12 protein-coding genes and 1 pseudogene are annotated in these 15,770 nt (G+C 62.4%); 4 read left to right on the plus strand and 9 right to left on the minus strand.

Features of this window, described 5'->3' with window-relative positions; translation table 11 throughout:
- Nucleotides 1-2,501: hypothetical protein (locus tag CXY70_RS08855; protein WP_199183405.1), on the minus strand; the 2,501-nt coding region annotated here is incomplete at its 3' end.
- 382 nt (nucleotides 2,502-2,883) lie between these two features.
- Here CXY70_RS08855 and CXY70_RS08860 point away from each other — a divergent pair.
- Nucleotides 2,884-4,320, plus strand: coding sequence for an oligosaccharide flippase family protein (locus CXY70_RS08860; protein WP_104192017.1), 1,437 nt, complete (start codon nucleotides 2,884-2,886; stop codon nucleotides 4,318-4,320).
- 11 nt (nucleotides 4,321-4,331) lie between these two features.
- Here CXY70_RS08860 and CXY70_RS08865 read toward each other — a convergent pair whose 3' ends face one another.
- The 6 genes from CXY70_RS08865 to CXY70_RS08890 form a co-directional block, all read right to left on the minus strand.
- Nucleotides 4,332-5,417 (minus strand): glycosyltransferase, encoded by a 1,086-nt coding sequence (locus CXY70_RS08865; protein ID WP_104192018.1) that lies wholly within the window; start codon nucleotides 5,415-5,417, stop codon nucleotides 4,332-4,334.
- Entirely contained in the window at nucleotides 5,414-6,478 is a 1,065-nt protein-coding gene (locus tag CXY70_RS08870) for a glycosyltransferase (RefSeq protein WP_104192019.1), read from the minus strand. The genes CXY70_RS08865 and CXY70_RS08870 overlap by 4 nt, the downstream gene beginning before the upstream one ends.
- Nucleotides 6,465-7,775 carry an O-antigen ligase family protein gene (locus CXY70_RS08875; protein WP_104192020.1) on the minus strand — a complete coding sequence of 437 codons (1,311 nt, stop codon included), beginning with the start codon at nucleotides 7,773-7,775 and terminating at the stop codon, nucleotides 6,465-6,467. Before CXY70_RS08875 ends, CXY70_RS08870 begins: the two co-directional genes overlap by 14 nt.
- Nucleotides 7,772-8,605: a glycosyltransferase family 2 protein gene (locus CXY70_RS08880; protein WP_158250946.1), complete on the minus strand. Its 834-nt coding sequence runs from the start codon at nucleotides 8,603-8,605 to the stop codon at nucleotides 7,772-7,774. Before CXY70_RS08880 ends, CXY70_RS08875 begins: the two co-directional genes overlap by 4 nt.
- Nucleotides 8,602-9,204 (minus strand): glycosyltransferase family 4 protein, encoded by a 603-nt coding sequence (locus CXY70_RS17790; RefSeq protein WP_233205869.1) that lies wholly within the window; start codon nucleotides 9,202-9,204, stop codon nucleotides 8,602-8,604. Before CXY70_RS17790 ends, CXY70_RS08880 begins: the two co-directional genes overlap by 4 nt.
- A 545-nt stretch (nucleotides 9,205-9,749) precedes the next feature.
- Complete coding sequence (locus CXY70_RS08890) at nucleotides 9,750-10,592, minus strand: WecB/TagA/CpsF family glycosyltransferase (RefSeq protein WP_104192023.1); 843 nt, start codon at nucleotides 10,590-10,592, stop codon at nucleotides 9,750-9,752.
- Between the two features lie 566 nt (nucleotides 10,593-11,158).
- Here CXY70_RS08890 and CXY70_RS17795 point away from each other — a divergent pair.
- Nucleotides 11,159-11,329, plus strand: a complete 171-nt coding sequence (locus tag CXY70_RS17795) for a hypothetical protein (RefSeq protein ID WP_158250948.1) — start codon at nucleotides 11,159-11,161, stop codon at nucleotides 11,327-11,329.
- Between the two features lie 385 nt (nucleotides 11,330-11,714).
- Here the strand turns inward: CXY70_RS17795 and CXY70_RS08895 are convergent, their stop codons facing one another.
- A complete protein-coding gene (locus CXY70_RS08895; RefSeq protein ID WP_233205854.1) occupies nucleotides 11,715-13,184 on the minus strand; it encodes a sugar transferase in 1,470 nt (489 codons plus the stop codon).
- A gap of 337 nt (nucleotides 13,185-13,521) precedes the next feature.
- Here CXY70_RS08895 and CXY70_RS08900 point away from each other — a divergent pair.
- Nucleotides 13,522-14,544, plus strand: a pseudogene (locus CXY70_RS08900) (IS481 family transposase).
- A gap of 29 nt (nucleotides 14,545-14,573) precedes the next feature.
- Entirely contained in the window at nucleotides 14,574-15,287 is a 714-nt protein-coding gene (locus CXY70_RS08905) for a hypothetical protein (protein ID WP_104192025.1), read from the plus strand.
- 110 nt (nucleotides 15,288-15,397) lie between these two features.
- On the opposite strand, the gene CXY70_RS08910 is transcribed toward CXY70_RS08905, so the two are convergent.
- On the minus strand, nucleotides 15,398-15,712 hold the full coding sequence (locus CXY70_RS08910; RefSeq protein WP_104192026.1) for a hypothetical protein: 315 nt from the start codon (nucleotides 15,710-15,712) through the stop codon (nucleotides 15,398-15,400).
- Nucleotides 15,713-15,770: the final 58 nt, after the last annotated feature.

Genomic DNA, 15,770 nt, shown 5'->3' on the forward strand with positions numbered 1-15,770 from the left:
GTCTGGTCGATTTCGATGGCGCAGTCAGAGACCAGGGGAGCGCCGGCGAGGGCGGTTCCCTTGAAATAGTCGACCGACCACCGTGTGCTCAGGCAAGCACCGGGAACCACGACTTCTTCGGGAACGGCAACCTCGATGGCCGTGGATGCCTCCGAGACGAGGGCGTTATTGCCAACGGACTGAACGATGTAGTAGTAGGTCGTTCCGGCCGTGACGGTCTGGTCGGTGAAGGTCAGGGCGGCCAGGGGAGCCGCGCCGTTGAGAGCGACGCCGTCGGTGGCAACGGTCGCGGTGGTGCCGCGGTAGATGTTGTAGCCCGCAGTTTCCGGCACGGCGTCCCAGCTGATAACGGCCAGGTCGGCGTCGTCGAGGCTGCCGACGACGTTGGCCGGAGCCTCTGGTGCTGCCGGTGCTGCAGGAATGTCCACGCGTACAGCGGTCGAGGCTGCCGAGGCCGCAGTGTTTTCGCCCAGCGCCACGACCACGTAGTAGTAGGAGCTGCCGGCAATAACGGAGGCGTCGGAATAGCCCGTCGCGGTGAGGGTCTCAGCGTTCAGCGGCGTGCCCGTGATGTCGACCTCGGTGCTGGCACCGCGGTAGACGTTGTATCCCACGGCTCCGTCGACGGCCTGCCAGGACAGGGCGACGGAGTCGGAGCTCAGGGTGGTGGTGACGTCCGTCGGAGCGGATGGGGCGAACGCGGTCACCTCGTAGATCTCGAGGTAAGCGATCTTGCCGTTCGTGCCTCCCTCGGCGTCGATCGTGAGCTTTCCGTCAGTCACAGAAACTGTGGCAACAGATTCGTTGTATTCATTGCTGGCGGATCCCACGAAGGGTGCCAGAAGTTCAACCCCTTCTGCTCGCAGCGCGTGGGTGCTGTCATAGTTGCCCGTGGCCGAATCGCCCATAGCTGCGACTACGTTGTAGCTGCCATTTGGCAGGTTGTATTCCCAGACGCCCTCCTCGGTGGTGATTCCGTTGGCGGCGTTCGCTGCGGCGATATCGCCGTACTGCATGTGCACGACCGACGCCAGCCGCGGGTCGGTCGTGACCCCGGAATTGGTGCGAACGCGGGCATTGAGTGAGAAGTCGAAGGGGGTGCCGTCATCAGCCGTCAACCAGCCGTAGCCAGTCCCTGCCGCAAACGGCAGGCCGGTGTCTTTTGTGTACCCGTCAACTGCGGGGCCGGCGGTCGTTGAGAAATTGAACTTCTCCACGAGGGTGCCGGTGGGAGCCGGAGTGGTCAACGCCGTGGACTCCGCCGCAGCCGCGGCATTGCCCGACGCATCAACGGCGACGACCGAGTAGACGTAGCCGGTGCCGGTGAAGGTGCTGGTGTCGGAGTACGAGCTGTCGGTGAGCAGATCTGTTCCCGACAGGGGCGTTCCTGAGGTCGAAACGGGTGAGGTGAGGCCGCGATAAACACGGTAACCGGCCAAATCTTCAGCAGCTGATGCCTCCCAACCCACGTCAATCTGGCCGGGTACGGCCTCGCCGAGCACGTTCGTCGCGGGGGCAGGCGGCGTCGAGTCGGTTTCGCCCACGGTGAAGGAATTGAAGGAGAACGTCGCCGCCGTGGCTTCGGGCATATTGCGCTTGGTCGCGAACACGCCGCCGAATGAGTCGACCGTGCTGGTCGCAGGCCCGGTTAGAAGCGATCCGTCGAGAAAGTTAGCCGGAATCTGCACCCGCCCCAGCGTCGTCACGGCGCCACCGGCGAGCTGATAGTGCGCGGTGGCAGTGCCGGTGATGGCGTCGATGTCGAGGATGAGGGTCACCGCCGAGCCGTTGGGAATCACAGCGGTGGAGGTGTCGAAGTTCACCTGGTCAACCGCGGTGCTCGTCGAGATAGCAGCGACTTCTCTCCCCAGTTGAATCTGTCGGTTTGACGCACCGGCGCTGCTGCCGGGAGCGGCCATCACCAATTTCAAGTAGTTATCGTCGTTGGGCCCAAACCACAAACCGGCCTGGGCCGAGTTGTAGACCCTGCTCGGGGCGGTGAGGGTGGTGGTGAGCCGTAAGTTTTTGCCCGAAGCTAGAAGGCCTGCCCCGAGAGTGTTGTCCTGTTGGTTTCGAGTACCGCCGTTGTTGATGGTCGGCGCGTTGTGCAGGTACGCGATGCCCTTGCTGGCCGCGATTTTGAGCGAGCCGTCGGCGACCGTGAGGTTGTTCGGCAGGTACCACTGGCTGTCGGCAGAAGACGGCTGCACCATGGTGAAGCCGGTTCCAACGTCTCCGCTGGCCGGCAGGCCGCCGGACTCTTCGTCGAACTCGAGTGTGAGCGAGTTGCCCGGCGCCGCGATCTCTTCGGGCTGCAGAGGCGAGTAGGGGGACGTGGCCCAGGCTGCCGGGTCTTCGGCAATGTCAGCGACGGTGAGTGCGGCGGCAGGCATCGTGCCCAGGAGCGAAAGTCCGAGTGCTGCAATAGTGCCGACCGCGATGCTTCGCAGGCGGCGTGGTGGAGTAGAAGGGGCCTCGGAGCGAGGAGCAAAGCGCGACATTATTATCCTGACTATTTGGTTGCGCTAACTGCGATCGAGCACGTCAAGTCGACGCGCCCTCGCGAGTGCGGTCACAGATTTCTGGGGCTTCACCGTCCGCGAGTGAGACGCGCTGGGCGACTTGGGTTGGTGAGACGATGCGATTGGTCGCCCTGACTCATATCTGCCGAGTCTTGGTAAGTTGCGGGCAATTGCCAGAACGTTATCGACAAATTCTCAGATTTGGCGACCCCTGTCGCGCGTTCTCCCCCCGCATTGGGGGGAGACTGCTGCCCGGTCTGGGGGGTGCCGGTGCTGCCCGTGCGATTTACTCGTCCTAGACTGACGATCGCCCAGCTATACCCGGATGGGCTGCTAGGAAACGCCTGCGAGAGGCCAAGGCATGCCCCGAGTTCACCGGTTGCTTGCTGGCACAGCCTGGATTTACGGGGCTCAGCTTACGACGGTGACTCTACAATTCGGCTACGCGGCTGTGACGTCACGGACGGTCGATGCGAATGGCTTCGGCCAATACGGCGTAGCCCTTGCGGGAGCTGCTCTTGTGGGGCTCCTTGCAACCGGAGGCCTCGCTCAGACGGTGGCGCGAATGCTCACCATCGATCCCGCTCGCTTGCGGGCCATTTCGCTTTACGGTCTCATTCTTGGAGGCGCCGGTTTCGGCGTTGTGCTCGCGGGAGCGAGCCTCTGGGGCCAGCTGTGGTCGGCTCCCGGAGCGGCCCAGCCGTTACGGTGGCTGGGCATCAGCGTGCTAGTGGCTCCCTTGTTGGGGCTGGGGACGGGGCTCTTACGCCGGGAGGGACGTTTTCGGTTGCTCGCGACCATCGTTCTCATCGGCAATCTGATCGGTATGGCGGTCGGAGTTGGGGCCGTTGCGCACTGGGCGACGCCGAGTGCGCTCGTGCTCTCACCGGTGCTTGCGCAACTGCTCACAGCAGTGGGCACCTGCTCAGTGAATCGCAAACGATTGCTCGGCAGGGCTCGCCTCGGCGACGCTCGCGGCGACATTGCGTTTAGTTGGCGGCTTACACTCGCGTCGGTGCTGACCTATGCGAACGGCAACGTCGGTCGATGGGCGGCATCGAAGGCTCTGGGCGCTGCGGCTCTCGGGCACTGGAATCGTGCCGACGTGGTAACGACAGTGCCCTTCCACCAACTGCAAAATGCCATCGTGCAGGCGATATACCCCGAATTCCGACACGATCGGCGCGATGGTCGGCGTGCGCGCGAGGTGTGGCCAGACCTTCTCGTGCTCGTAGCCTGGGTCACGGTGCCCGCCGCAGCTGTTGCTGCGGTGCTCCTTCCCGTACTGATTCCGGTCTTGTTTGGACCCGGTTGGGTCCTTTCCGGCCAGCTTGCCGTGCCCCTCTTGCTCATCGCGGCGATCCAGGCCGTGTCAAGCGTTCTGTCCGCGGCTATCGAAGTGTTGGGAAGATTTTGGTGGATCTGGGGCACACAGCTTGCCCTTCTCGTGGTTTACATCGGTGCCGCTGTGGCAGCGCTCGTGACCCGGGGATGGGTTCCACTCATAGCGGGGCTGTTCGTTGGGATGATCGCGCAACACGGGACGCACATCATTCTCTGTCGACGTTCGGGCTACCTTGCCTTAGGCCCACTGCTCCGAGGTTACGCCAGCGTCGTCGTCGTCGCTCTTTCACTCGCGGGCCTGACGATGATCGTCGTTCGAGTGCTCTCACCAGCCTCGTTGCCTGCACAGCTTCTCGGATCGGTCGTCGTGCTGGTCGCAGCCGGAGCACTCATCTATGCCGCACGTAATCGCCTCCCGCCGATCCGGATTATGCGTGAGCACTCGCTGATCTGACGCTCAGCTGGTCACAGTTCGTGCAGGGCAGGTGCGGCGATTTTCCATATTTCGGTGGCGCGTGCGGGATCGATTCGGGCGCCGCCAGCATTCAGCAGTGTAACTAGGTTGTCGTCCTGGCGAAAGTGGTCGAAGGCGAACTGGCGGCCGGCGGCAGCGGCCGCCATCCGCTGGCCCGGGCTTGTTGTGCCGAGAATCGCCGCCACCCGGTGCACGATCTCGCTGACATTAGGCTCGTGGTGGAGAAACTGCTGACCCGGCGGAAAGACGTCATCGAAGCCGGGTTTCGTTGAGGTGACGTGAACGGTGCCACTCGCAAGCGCGATGGGCAACCGGTCGGAGAAAGAGCGTGACTCGGTCGTGAAGTGTTCCCAACTTGCCGTGATCCACCCGGACTGCACGGCCCGTCCCTGGTCGAGAAAGTCGATGGGGCCCTGAGCGGACGGCCCGGTCCAGCCACGCCCATACACAGCAAAGCGCTTGCCGAATCGCTTCTGAAATGCCGCGACCAACTGTGCCCGTTCTCGCGCTCCGGGCATTGAATGCAGGGGAATGCGCGAGCCGTTGGCATTGCCAATGAGAACTACGTCGAAGGGGCGATCGAGGGGCAGTGGCGCGTGGCCGAATTGATCGGAGTTGAACGCAGTGGGAACCCACCGCACATCGGGCACCCCACAACGACGCAGAAAATCTAGCTGTGCGGACGCGCCAACGCTGAAGGCGACATCCGCGTATGCGGCGGCACTGCGGAGTTCCCGCGGCGGAGGCCGGTGCCACCGATCGTAGAGATCACCTTCGTGCAGCACCAGGGTGAATTCGGCGAGTTGTCGAAGTTCTTGCCAATGTCGGCCGTACAGCTCGCTGCGTTCCGGATGCTGCACGAGCACGATGTGCGGTTGAAAGTCGTGCACGAGCTGGGCCAACTGCCCGAATACGTCTGATTCCCCATTTTGCAAACGCCACAACGGGCTGAAAATACGAACGTCGCCGATCAACTGCCCGGCAGCGAGTCTGGCGAGTCCCAAACGTAGGCCCTGTTGCCGCCATTCGCCCGCTTCATTAGGCAGGTACAGCACGCGTGATCCGAGCTGGTTCATGGCCGCACGGCAGTTCGATAGACCCCGACGTATTCACTAGCGCCACGCGCCGAAGTGAAATCAAACGGGCTCACAACCGCCTCTGTCGGCGGCGACAGCACAGCTTTCTGCCACGCTTCGGGGGTATCGGGCACCATTACCACCCCGGGAATGCCGTGCGCCCAATGTAGGCCGGGGGATGCGCTCACGAGGCAAGGAACCCCCGACACGATGGCCTCGGCGAGCGCCACCCCCATGCCCTCGACGCTGCTCGGCATTGCAAAGTAATCGGCACGGCCGAGGGCCGCGACAGGAGATTTTACACCTCGAGTAAATAGCTGCCCCGACGCTTCCAAGTCGTTGAGAAATTTCCGTTCGGCGTCACCGGAGCGCTCCTCCGAACCGAGGTGCATCACCGAGTGGCCTGCCGCGATGGCGGCCTGCAAGTAGAGGCCGTGCCGCTTAATAGCGGAACAGTTGCCAACAAGTAGCCCCAGCAAGGGCGTGAATGGGGCGCGCGCTCCAGCGTCACGTCGGGCACCCACCGCGAAGAAAGCGTCGTCGACCCAATTGAGAATCGTGCGGGTATTCCGACCAAAACGATGTTCATTAGCCGTGACGTCGGGCGACGGAGCGATGATGGCGCGTACGAAGCGGTCCGCCACTGCTGCCTGAATCCACCGGGAGAGAAACCAGCGTCCGCGCGCGTCGAAAACATTGTGCACGGTGCGCACGATGCACGGTCGTTGGCTGCCGAATGCGGCCACACATGCGAGAACGGTGCGCAGGTAATCGCCTTCGGTGTGCACGTGAATGACGTCAATCTGTTCTTGACGAACGAGCTTACGTAGCTGGCGACGCGAGTGTCGACCGGTGACTGGCCCGTTCAGCAACGTGACGGCGTAGCCCGCGCGCTGCAATTCATCGGCGAACGGATGCTTGCGGCCCTGGCCCACCACGAAGCCGCGCACACCCAGACGGGAGAAATCAGATGCTGCCGAGACGAGCATCCGTTCCATTCCGCTTGGGTTGAGCTCTCGAAGTAGGTGCAGCACACGCAGTTTTCTGTCAGTGGAGAGCATGCGACCTTCGTTCCGTGGGCTGCAAGGACAGCTGGGGCGGCAATGAACGATCGTTCAAGGTTGGCGAGAGGATGCGGCTGCTCGCCCACGCAAAGATGAGCAGGGTGTACCACGGCCAGGAATACGCCCAGCCGAAGACCAGAATGGCGCTGATAGTGGCAGTCTCGATCGGCATCGTGTGCTTGCGTACCGCCGTTCTTGCTAGCTCCACGAGGATCACCGCCAGCAGTGCTAACCCGACGAGTCCGGTGCGAAGGTACAGCATGATGTACCAGTTGTGCGGCGAGTACTCCACCCAGCGCGTCGCGGATTCGAACCGGCCGTAGCCGCTTCCCACGGCACTGCCGAAGATGACGTTGATAAGTCCATCGTCGGCTGAATGTTGCACGAGATAGAGCCAACCGCCGACGCGGCCGTCGTAAGTCTTTGCATTAGTGGCTGATTCCCCCAGGCCGCCGAGAACCTGCAAGCCGCCAACGGCGACCAGAAGGATGACGATCGTTGCGGAGTACGCGACAATCAGGAATGTGAACCACCGCACTCGAACCGAGAGGTGAATGAAAAGCGCCAGCCCGGCCGCGAGCAGCGCCAGCCACGCCGCACGTTGCTGGGTGAGTATCACTACGGTCAGAAAGACGGTGGATGACAGGATGGATAAAGTTTGGCGTCGCTTGAGCGCGTCGCAGCCTACGATCACTGCGCATAGCAGCAAGGTCAGGGCCTGACCGGAAACGAGGATGCGCGACGTCTGCTCTACACCCGATGCAGGGTCGACGAATTCGTCTGCACCGCCTAGCCCATAGACCGTCCAATGCGCCAGACCCACCGCTACGAGCGACCAGCCGAGCACGATCCCTCCCCGCGTCCACACTTCTTTCGGCAGTGTGTCGAAGCGAAGGCTGAGCCCCCAGAACAGCGCGGCGAAGGGGTATAGAAAGAATCGCAGCTCGTTGAGCACGATCCCGGGAGTGAACTCGCCAAGGCCCCGGGCGAATCCGACGGTGAGGACAAGGCCGATGACAACCCATAAGTAGGTAGTCCAGCCAACGTTTCGCACGATTTCTCGGACCCGGAATGAAGCCACTGTGAGCATCACAGCGGAGAGTAGATCGAGGGGGTAGAAGGTATTCCCCGCCACGATGAAAAGCGGCGGCAGTTGCGGAAATTCCCACGCCACCAGTACTGTCAGTGCCATGCAGACGGCGCCAAGAATCGGCCAGCGTCGCAGCATGAGTACCGCGAGCCAGAACGCAGCACCCGCGCCGGTGGCGACGAACAGTATCCAGACGGACGTCACGTCGACTGCACCAAGGCGGCGAAATGACGGCTCCACCACAAGAGGTAGGTAACGACGATAGCGGCGGGCCACTTAGCTGGTTCATGGCGACGAACGAACCGCCTGGTCGACGCGAAGTGGCCGCCTCCGGTAACGCCGATGAACTGGCGCCATTTTCGGCGTACGCCGCCGGCGGGTCCCGACGGATTGCGGGCGCAAGTGCCGATCGAACCGGGTGCCACCAGTACGGGGATCGAGAGCCACCGGCACCGCAGGCCATAATCGATGTCCGCGAGGGAGTGCGAGAAGCCTCCGTCGATTCCGCCTACACGGCGGGCAGCTGCGATCGGGACCAACACGGCATTACCGTTAAACGTGTCGACAGGTGTCGATCGGTCCGCGATTGGGACCAGGCGAAAGCTGCGGGGGTGCCACCCTTCTCGTCGGAATCCGCCATACGTCACCACCTGTGTGGTCGGGTCACGGAGCGCTCCGACCACGACTGCTCCGGGGTGCTTTCTCGCGCAGCGCAGCAGTACACTCAGGGCATTCGCATCGAACTCAGCGTCGTCGTTGAACCAGAACACGCTGTCGCCGGGGTTGGCGCCGATGAGAGCGTGTGCCTCAGCGCGCGCCATGCTCAAGGCCCAGAAATCCGAGCCCGCACCCGGCACAATCGTGAGGTGTAGGCCTAAGTCCAGCAGCGCTCCCGCGGTGCCATCGGTGGAGCCATCGTCGTAGATCGTGAACTCGATGGCAACGTCCGCCTGCCGAGCCGCCAGTGCCAGGCCGAGAACAGCGCGCACTGTGAGCGCGCGTCGGTTGTGGCAGGCTACGATTGCGCGAATCATCGGGTACCGGCTTCGCTGAAATGCCGCACTCCGGCGACGAAGTTTTCTACCATGAGCTGGATGCTGTATCGCTCGCGAGCCTCGAGGCATTCAGCGGCCAAGCCGCTCAATCGGCTGGCGTCATTTAGAATCTTTACGAGCTCGCTGGCGTAGGTGGCTTCGTCGTCGCGAGTGACGATGGCGTTTCTTGCTGCCTCAAGGTACTCGAATTCGGGCGCGTGCCACGGCCAATTCGTCGTTACGATGGGGGTGCCGGCGGCGAAGCTGTCAACGGCAACGAGACCGACCCGACCGGGCATGGCGATGACCTCCGCGCCGCGCAGGGCGAGTGCCTTCTCGGTTCCAAAGACGGATCCGAGGTAGTGCACGGCGGGGTTGGTGCGGCAGGCCTCCTCCACGGTCGCGCGTTCGGAACCGTTCCCGGCGATGAGCAGCCGAAAGTCGGGGTCGAGCGCGGAGGCCATGGCGGCAGAATGCAGAAGAAACGGAATGCGTTTCGGTTCGTCGAGGCCGCCCAGAAATAGCGCCGTCTTGCCGCGCAGGTCGTATGTTTTGACGAAATGACTGATCTCTGCCGGAGTGATTGAAGCCAGGTCCACGCTCAATGCAGCAGTGTCGCTGGCATTATTCAAAACAGTCACCCGTGCGGCAGGAAAACCGGCTCGCGTCACGGCATCACCGCCACCCCGGGTATATGCGAGAAACCAGCAACCCCTCCCGGTGAGCCACTGTTTGACAGCCTCCTGAACGCGACCCACCTGTTTTGTGTAGGTCGCGCCGTGACCCCAAAAGGCAATCGGCGTGGATTGGATGATCAAGCGAAACGTCTCCAGATTGCGCACGGCCTGCTCAACGATGATCAGATCGTAAGGGCCAGACCGCGTAATCGGTCTGAGTGATTTGAGGATCAGTGTGCGACCGCGGAACGTGAGGAACCGTGTCCGTAGCGCAGTGGCCCAAGTTGCAACGGAGGTATCACCACGCGCGCGCCATTCTGGTGGTGCATCGCCATAGAAAATTACGAATTCTATGCCGATTTCGGCCCCTCGTCGGCGCAGTAGCTCGAAAAATTTAACCCGATATTTAGGTAACCATGGATGCACAACCGCAATGCGTACGGTGGCGACTGCCTCAGCCGGGCCGTTCATCGGGGCAGGCCGACACCGCGTCGTCGTACGACGGCATAGAGAAAGCGCAGGTTGCCAACGAGGTACCGGTGTCCAAGTCGCCGGGGCTCGTTTGCCAGGCGATAGAACCACTCCATGCCGAGCCTGCGCACCCAGGCTGGCGCTTCGCGCTGGGTGCCTGCCACAAAATCGAATGCCGCGCCGATCGCGACAGTGATGCGTTTCGTTGAACGCGAAATTCGCTGCGCCTCAAAATCTTGCTTCGGTGTGCCAAGGGCCACCCACACGATTCCAGCGCCGCTGGACCGAATCATGGCGTCCTGCCGGGATCGCTCTTCGTAGGACAGAGGCCGGAGCGGCGGCGAATAGGCCCCGACGATTTGCACGCCGGGGTAACGCCGGTATAACTCAACGTGCAGTCGGGCCAGCGTTTTCTCGCTCGAGCCCAGCAAGAAATGGGTGACGCCATGGACTCGTCCGACATCGAGCACGTCGGTGAAGAGTTGGGGTCCGCGCGTTTGGGTAAGCGGGTTCGCACCGAAGGTGGTCAGCCACGAAAGCGGCTTGCCGTCGGCGAGATTGATTCCCGCGCCGGCGAACACCTCGTGGAGTGCATCATCACTTTCAGCAGATGCAATGGAATAGGCGTTGATGAGGTGCACATCTATCGGCTGCCCTCCGGAAGCCGCTGCCTTATTGCACAGCCACGCCGTCGCCGAAGCGGGAGTCGTCGAAGCGATTGTAAACCCGGCGACGCGCCGGGTTGGAAAGGCGTGCGGTTTCTCTTGCCGTGTCGTTACAAGGTTTTCGCCCATGCGCGTCGGAGCAAGGACGCGAAGGTCTTCTAATGGAAGGGTCATGAAGCAGTCTCCTTCGGAGTAAGGAGAGCGGATCGGAGGCGCAGTAGTGCGCAGTCGGCAGAGCTCCTAGGGGGGGCTCGCCGGCCAGACCGGGACGTTCACCAACGCGTTCTCTGGTTCGGGTGAGCCAGAACGTGGTCTCACGGTAGTGGAACGGGCGTCGAATACCACTCCCCCCAACCATGGGGGTGCGCGACATCCAATTTTCTGATAGGAGAATTACTCAGTTCCCTGCAGGGCGCAGCCTTTAAGCGTTCGCGGGAGCGATGTTGATGTAATGCGCAGCTAGAAGCGGAATTCATCGACTAGGTGAGAGTCGATGTGTGCATACATGGCGTCCAAGGGCTTCCCAACGTGTCGTGAGAACCATTGACGAATCCAGGTGAGCGGTGAGCGCATGCGGGTGCACCTTCTAGGCCGGGCTACTGCATCGAGTACATGCGCGGCTCGGTCGGCAACACACGACGAATTTTGCGGGTAAGCGCGTCTTCGTGGTGCGAACGTAGCCTAACTGGCGGATATTTGCGAGCGTATTGAGGAATTTTCGTTTCATTTTCAGTGCAGCAGTGATGCAACATCTTCAGGTGTCGCGCCGGTTTGTCATGGCGGGCCCGACACCTGACATTGATCTCGGGCGCGACGTCGGCGACCCAATTGGGGCACCACTTGCCCCCGTGATGAACGTCGAACACGTGGAAACTGCTGTAAGCCTTGTCTCAACGGATGCCGCCATTTGAACAAGCGCACTACTGCACGATTGCTCGTGCGCAACGGGAATTCACGCACCTTTCACCGGCGACGCTCAAGGTAGCGGAGGTAGCGGAGGTGGCAGAAAAGACGCTACTGGCGCGGATGAATTCCTGATCCGCGGTCGGTCCGCCGTGACCGATTGTGACTCCCGTCGGTGCATCCTGGCGAACGCTTTGTCTGAACGATGGGGTTCGTCGAGCAGGTGGGCCTCAAGCTGGGTACCGTCTTTGGGTGCGTGCGAAACTCGTGTGCACATGAAGGATTTTGCTGGGTAAGTGCGTCTCCGCGCAGCGCTTGCGAGATATTCGCATGTTGTTCTTTGGATTCGTGACCGGATAGGTCTCGCGGGTCAATACGAGTCGCGGCATCCGCTCAGTAGGCGCCGTCGCGAGCTAGCACGGCCTTGGTGGTGCGCCAGAGGATGACGAGGTCGCCTACGAGCGACCAGTTCTCGACGTAGTAGAGGTCGAGGCGCACGGTTTCGTCCCAGGTGAGGTTGGAGCGGCCGCTTACTTGCCAGAGTCCGGTGACGCCGGGTTTGACGAGAAAGCGGCGGTGCACGTGCAGCTCGTACTCGCTGACCTCGGTTTCGAGCGGCGGGCGGGGGCCGACGAGCGACATGCTTCCGGCGAACACGTTGAATAGCTGGGGCAGTTCGTCGAGGCTGTAGCGGCGCAGAAAGCGGCCGGCGCGGGTGACGCGCGGGTCGTTCTGCATCTTGAACATGACGGTGTTGCCGACCACGCGGGGAGTGTCTTGCAACGCGGCAAGGCGTGCCTCGGCGTCCACTACCATCGAGCGAAACTTGAGCATCTTGAAGAGATGACCGTTGTGACCCACGCGTTTTTGGTGAAACAACACCGGGCCGGGGCCGCTGAAGCGCACGGCGAGGGCGATGGCTGCGAGGGCGGGGGAGAGCACGATGATGAGCAGGGCCGAGCTGATGATGTCGAATGCGCGTTTGGTGAAAAGGGTATGGCCTTCGTATCGGGGGGTCTCAACATGAATGAGCGGCAGGCCAGCGACGGGTCGGGTGTGGATGCGTGGGCCGCCTACGTCGATGAGGCGCGGCACCATGATGAGGTGGTGGCGGCCGGGTTCGAGGCTCCAGCTGAGTTCGCGCATGCGGGTGGGGGAGATGTCGTCGCTGCTGGTGATGATCACCGTGTCAGCGTTCAACGAATCAAGGGCGGTGTGCATATCGTCGATGTCGCCCACCACGGGCACGGTGCCGCGCGGCAGATAGGCGCTGACTTCGCCCGACGTGACGCAGGCGCCGACGACGAGGTAGCCGGCGCCGAGGCGTGTTCTGAGCTCGTCGGCGATGTGGGCGGAGGATTCCTGGGTGCCGATCAGGATGACGCGGGAGGTGAACTGGCCGCGCGAACGCTGCGCGACGAGCCATTGCCGCCACATCCATCTTGAGAAGATGAGCACGACGATGCCGACGGGGAACGCGAGCAGAATGTAGCCGCGTGCCACGTCGATCTTGAAGAGATAGGCGACGATGGCGAGCAGGCCGAAGAGTCTTATTGAGGCCCCGGCGATGAGCTTGTACTCGTCGAAGCCGGTGCCGAGTACGCGGTCGGTCCGGGTTCCGTAGAGGTTGAGCGCGACCATCCAGCTGGCGATGAGAATGACTGACACCGACGTGTATGACACGGCCAGGTCGGTGGAGCGCACGGCCAGGCTGGCCCGGTCGAAGCCGAACCAGGCGATCTGCACGCCGAAGACCACCCAGAGCAGCACGAAAAAGTCGCTGAGGCTGAGGCGGGTCGAGTAAACGGCGTGCCAGTTGTAGGACCGTTTGGGGAGTTTTCGCGTGCGCGTCGTGTTCGACAAAATGCGATCAACTCCCCCGAATTCGCGGAGATTTGACCGCACCTCTAGTTTACATAAATGGGCTTTCCCCATTGAGGGGTAACGCAGTCCGCTCGCCTGGGCCCAGCAGCGGGGCAGGCTCCTTGAACTGCGTGAACGTGTCGCGGATCTGGCAATTCGTAGAGTTGTTGGGCTGACCAACTCGGGCGGGTCATCTTCGGGCATTGCGGAAGCAGTGTGACGAGTTAGATGTACCCGGCCATGACGATAGTGACTTGAGGGCTTGAAAAGGGAGAACCTCCGGTGCTTAGTGGAGTGGAGCTGTCAAAGGCCAACCACTTCAGACCAGGAGGTCCTCGTGTCCCACGCTAATGCTGCTTTGACTCCGCGTCACCGTCTTCGTTTGGCGCGTCTCATCGTCGATCAAGACCGCTCGATCGTCTACGCCGCCCGACTGTTCAACGTGTCGTGGCCGACCGCGAAACGGTGAGCCGACCGCTACGCCGCAATGGGCCCGGACGGGATGGAGGACCGGTCCTCACTCCCGCATCGAATGCCCACCAAGACACCTCAGGACCAAGTGAGGAAGCTCGTCCACCTGCGCTGGAAGAAGCGTTTGGGGCCCGTGGCGATCGGCGCAAAACTGAATATGCCACCCTCGACCGTTCATGCGGTTCTGAACCGGTGCCACCTGAATAAGCTGCACCACGTGGACGTGCGCACCGGGGAGGTCGTCCGCCGCTACGAGCACGCCACCCCGGGGTCGTTGATCCACGTCGACGTGAAAAAGCTCGGCAATATCCCCGATGGTGGCGGATGGCGGTACGTTGGCAGGCAGCAAGGCGGCAAGAATCGAGCCGCGACGGCGACCCAGAACCGCAGCGTTCACCGCCACCCACTGATCGGGACCGCGTTCGTGCACACGGTCATCGAGGACCACTCCCGCGTCGCCTATGCCGAGATCCACAACGACGAGACCGCCGCGACAGCCGTCGGGGTCCTGCACCGCGCGGTGTCCTGGTTCGCCGCCCGCGGCGTGACCGTGGAACGGGTCTTGTCGGACAACGGCTCCGCCTACAAATCACACCTCTGGCGCGACACCTGCCGAGACCTGAACATCAAGGTCAAGAAGACCCGCCCCTACCGCCCGCAGACCAACGGCAAGATCGAACGCTTCCACCGGACCCTCGTCGACGGCTGGGCGTTCAGCCGCTTCTACAATTCAGAATCTGCCCGTCGAAACGCCCTGCCAGCCTGGATCCACGAATACAATCACCACAGGCCCCACACCGCCATCGGAAACCACCTACCCATCAGCCGCTTAACCAACGTCCCTGGGCAGTACATCTTGCGCGTCACTGCGAGGTTGATCGACTGCTGACGGATGACGCGGCCAGCGTCGAACAAGCAATGGCCGCCTTTCGTGAGGTGGTGACAGGCCGCTCGGCTCGGCTCCTCGCTGAGGCGCTCGACCGGTTTGCTCTGGCGCGGCAATTTGCCGCCGACGCCACCGACGACGGCGGTGGCGATGCCACGACCGAGCACAGTTTTCACGAGCCCTTGGGTATAACCGCGCCCGTCGTGGTGGCAACGTCGAAGTCGAGATTTGTGGCGGCTGTCGGCGGTGAACTTGACCTCGGTAACGATTGGGTGGGTCGACAGGACTGGCTCCGAGAGGTTGTGCGAGAGGCCGCCAAGCCGCTCCAGATTGATCCAAGCGGCCGCGCGTTCCCGATGGGTGCCTGGAGCGGCTTCGACTACGCCCGGTGGATTGCGCTCGGCGCACCACAGGATGACTCGTACTTTGCTTTCGGAATCGCTAGTCGGTGGGCCATCGATGGGCGCACTCCGGTGTGGATCCAGGTAAATTCGGGCACCGGCGGATGGTCAACGGTTGAGGTGCGCGTCACCTCGTCGGTGCTCGCGAACACGATGGAGCTCGAGGCCGAACTTGCCGGGCGGGAAAGCACTCGACTCTGGATTCCGGTGGAAGCCCCCGCCTACCTTGAGCGGGAGACGTTGATCGCGCACTTCGTCGCCCAGGGAAGAGAGTTCAGAAAGGTCATCGTCAGCGCGGATGAGCCGCAGCCCAACCCGGCCATCCCGCTGTCGTTCGGCCGCTAGCCCCGGTTGGGCAGGTGTCGGGCGCTCGCGGCACTATTTAGAGATGACGGCACCGGTTCCTGGGGGTGCGCGCTTTGCTAAAACGTGCCACGAGACTGCCAGCATCCGCTTTAGGCGCGCGCCACGCCTTCGGCACGCTTTCGGCGTACGACAGTCGTGGTGACCAGGGTCAACCCGAGCAAAAACGCTGCGCTTCCGCCCGAAATCGCCAGCACGGAGCCGTCATAGCCGGTCGAGGCAAGCCCGACGTAGCCCACATACGCCTCCTCGGAACCGACATATCCCGCATCCGGAGGCACAACGGCACCGGTCGTTTTGGGGCTCGAACTGCCATTGGGAACGTAAGTGACAGCGGATGCCGCGGCCGGCACCGCTAAGACGGCCAGCGTGGCCAGCATGGTGATTGCAAAGAGCTTCTTGAGCATGAGGAGTTTCCTGTCGAAACGGTCGGTGCGGCACGAATCACGGTGGGTGTGTGCCGTG

The organism is Cryobacterium sp. Y82, assembly GCF_002929495.1.
Taxonomy (GTDB): Bacteria; Actinomycetota; Actinomycetes; order Actinomycetales; family Microbacteriaceae; genus Cryobacterium; species Cryobacterium serini.

Coding starts and splice junctions, on each gene's coding strand:
- CXY70_RS08860 (WP_104192017.1), top strand. CDS start 2,884: ATGCCCCGAGTTCACCGGTTGCTTGCTGGCACAGCCTGGATTTACGGG.
- CXY70_RS08865 (WP_104192018.1), bottom strand. CDS start 5,417: ATGAACCAGCTCGGATCACGCGTGCTGTACCTGCCTAATGAAGCGGGC.
- CXY70_RS08870 (WP_104192019.1), bottom strand. CDS start 6,478: ATGCTCTCCACTGACAGAAAACTGCGTGTGCTGCACCTACTTCGAGAG.
- CXY70_RS08880 (WP_158250946.1), bottom strand. CDS start 8,605: ATGATTCGCGCAATCGTAGCCTGCCACAACCGACGCGCGCTCACAGTG.
- CXY70_RS08890 (WP_104192023.1), bottom strand. CDS start 10,592: ATGACCCTTCCATTAGAAGACCTTCGCGTCCTTGCTCCGACGCGCATG.
- CXY70_RS08905 (WP_104192025.1), top strand. CDS start 14,574: ATGGCCGCCTTTCGTGAGGTGGTGACAGGCCGCTCGGCTCGGCTCCTC.
- CXY70_RS08910 (WP_104192026.1), bottom strand. CDS start 15,712: ATGCTCAAGAAGCTCTTTGCAATCACCATGCTGGCCACGCTGGCCGTC.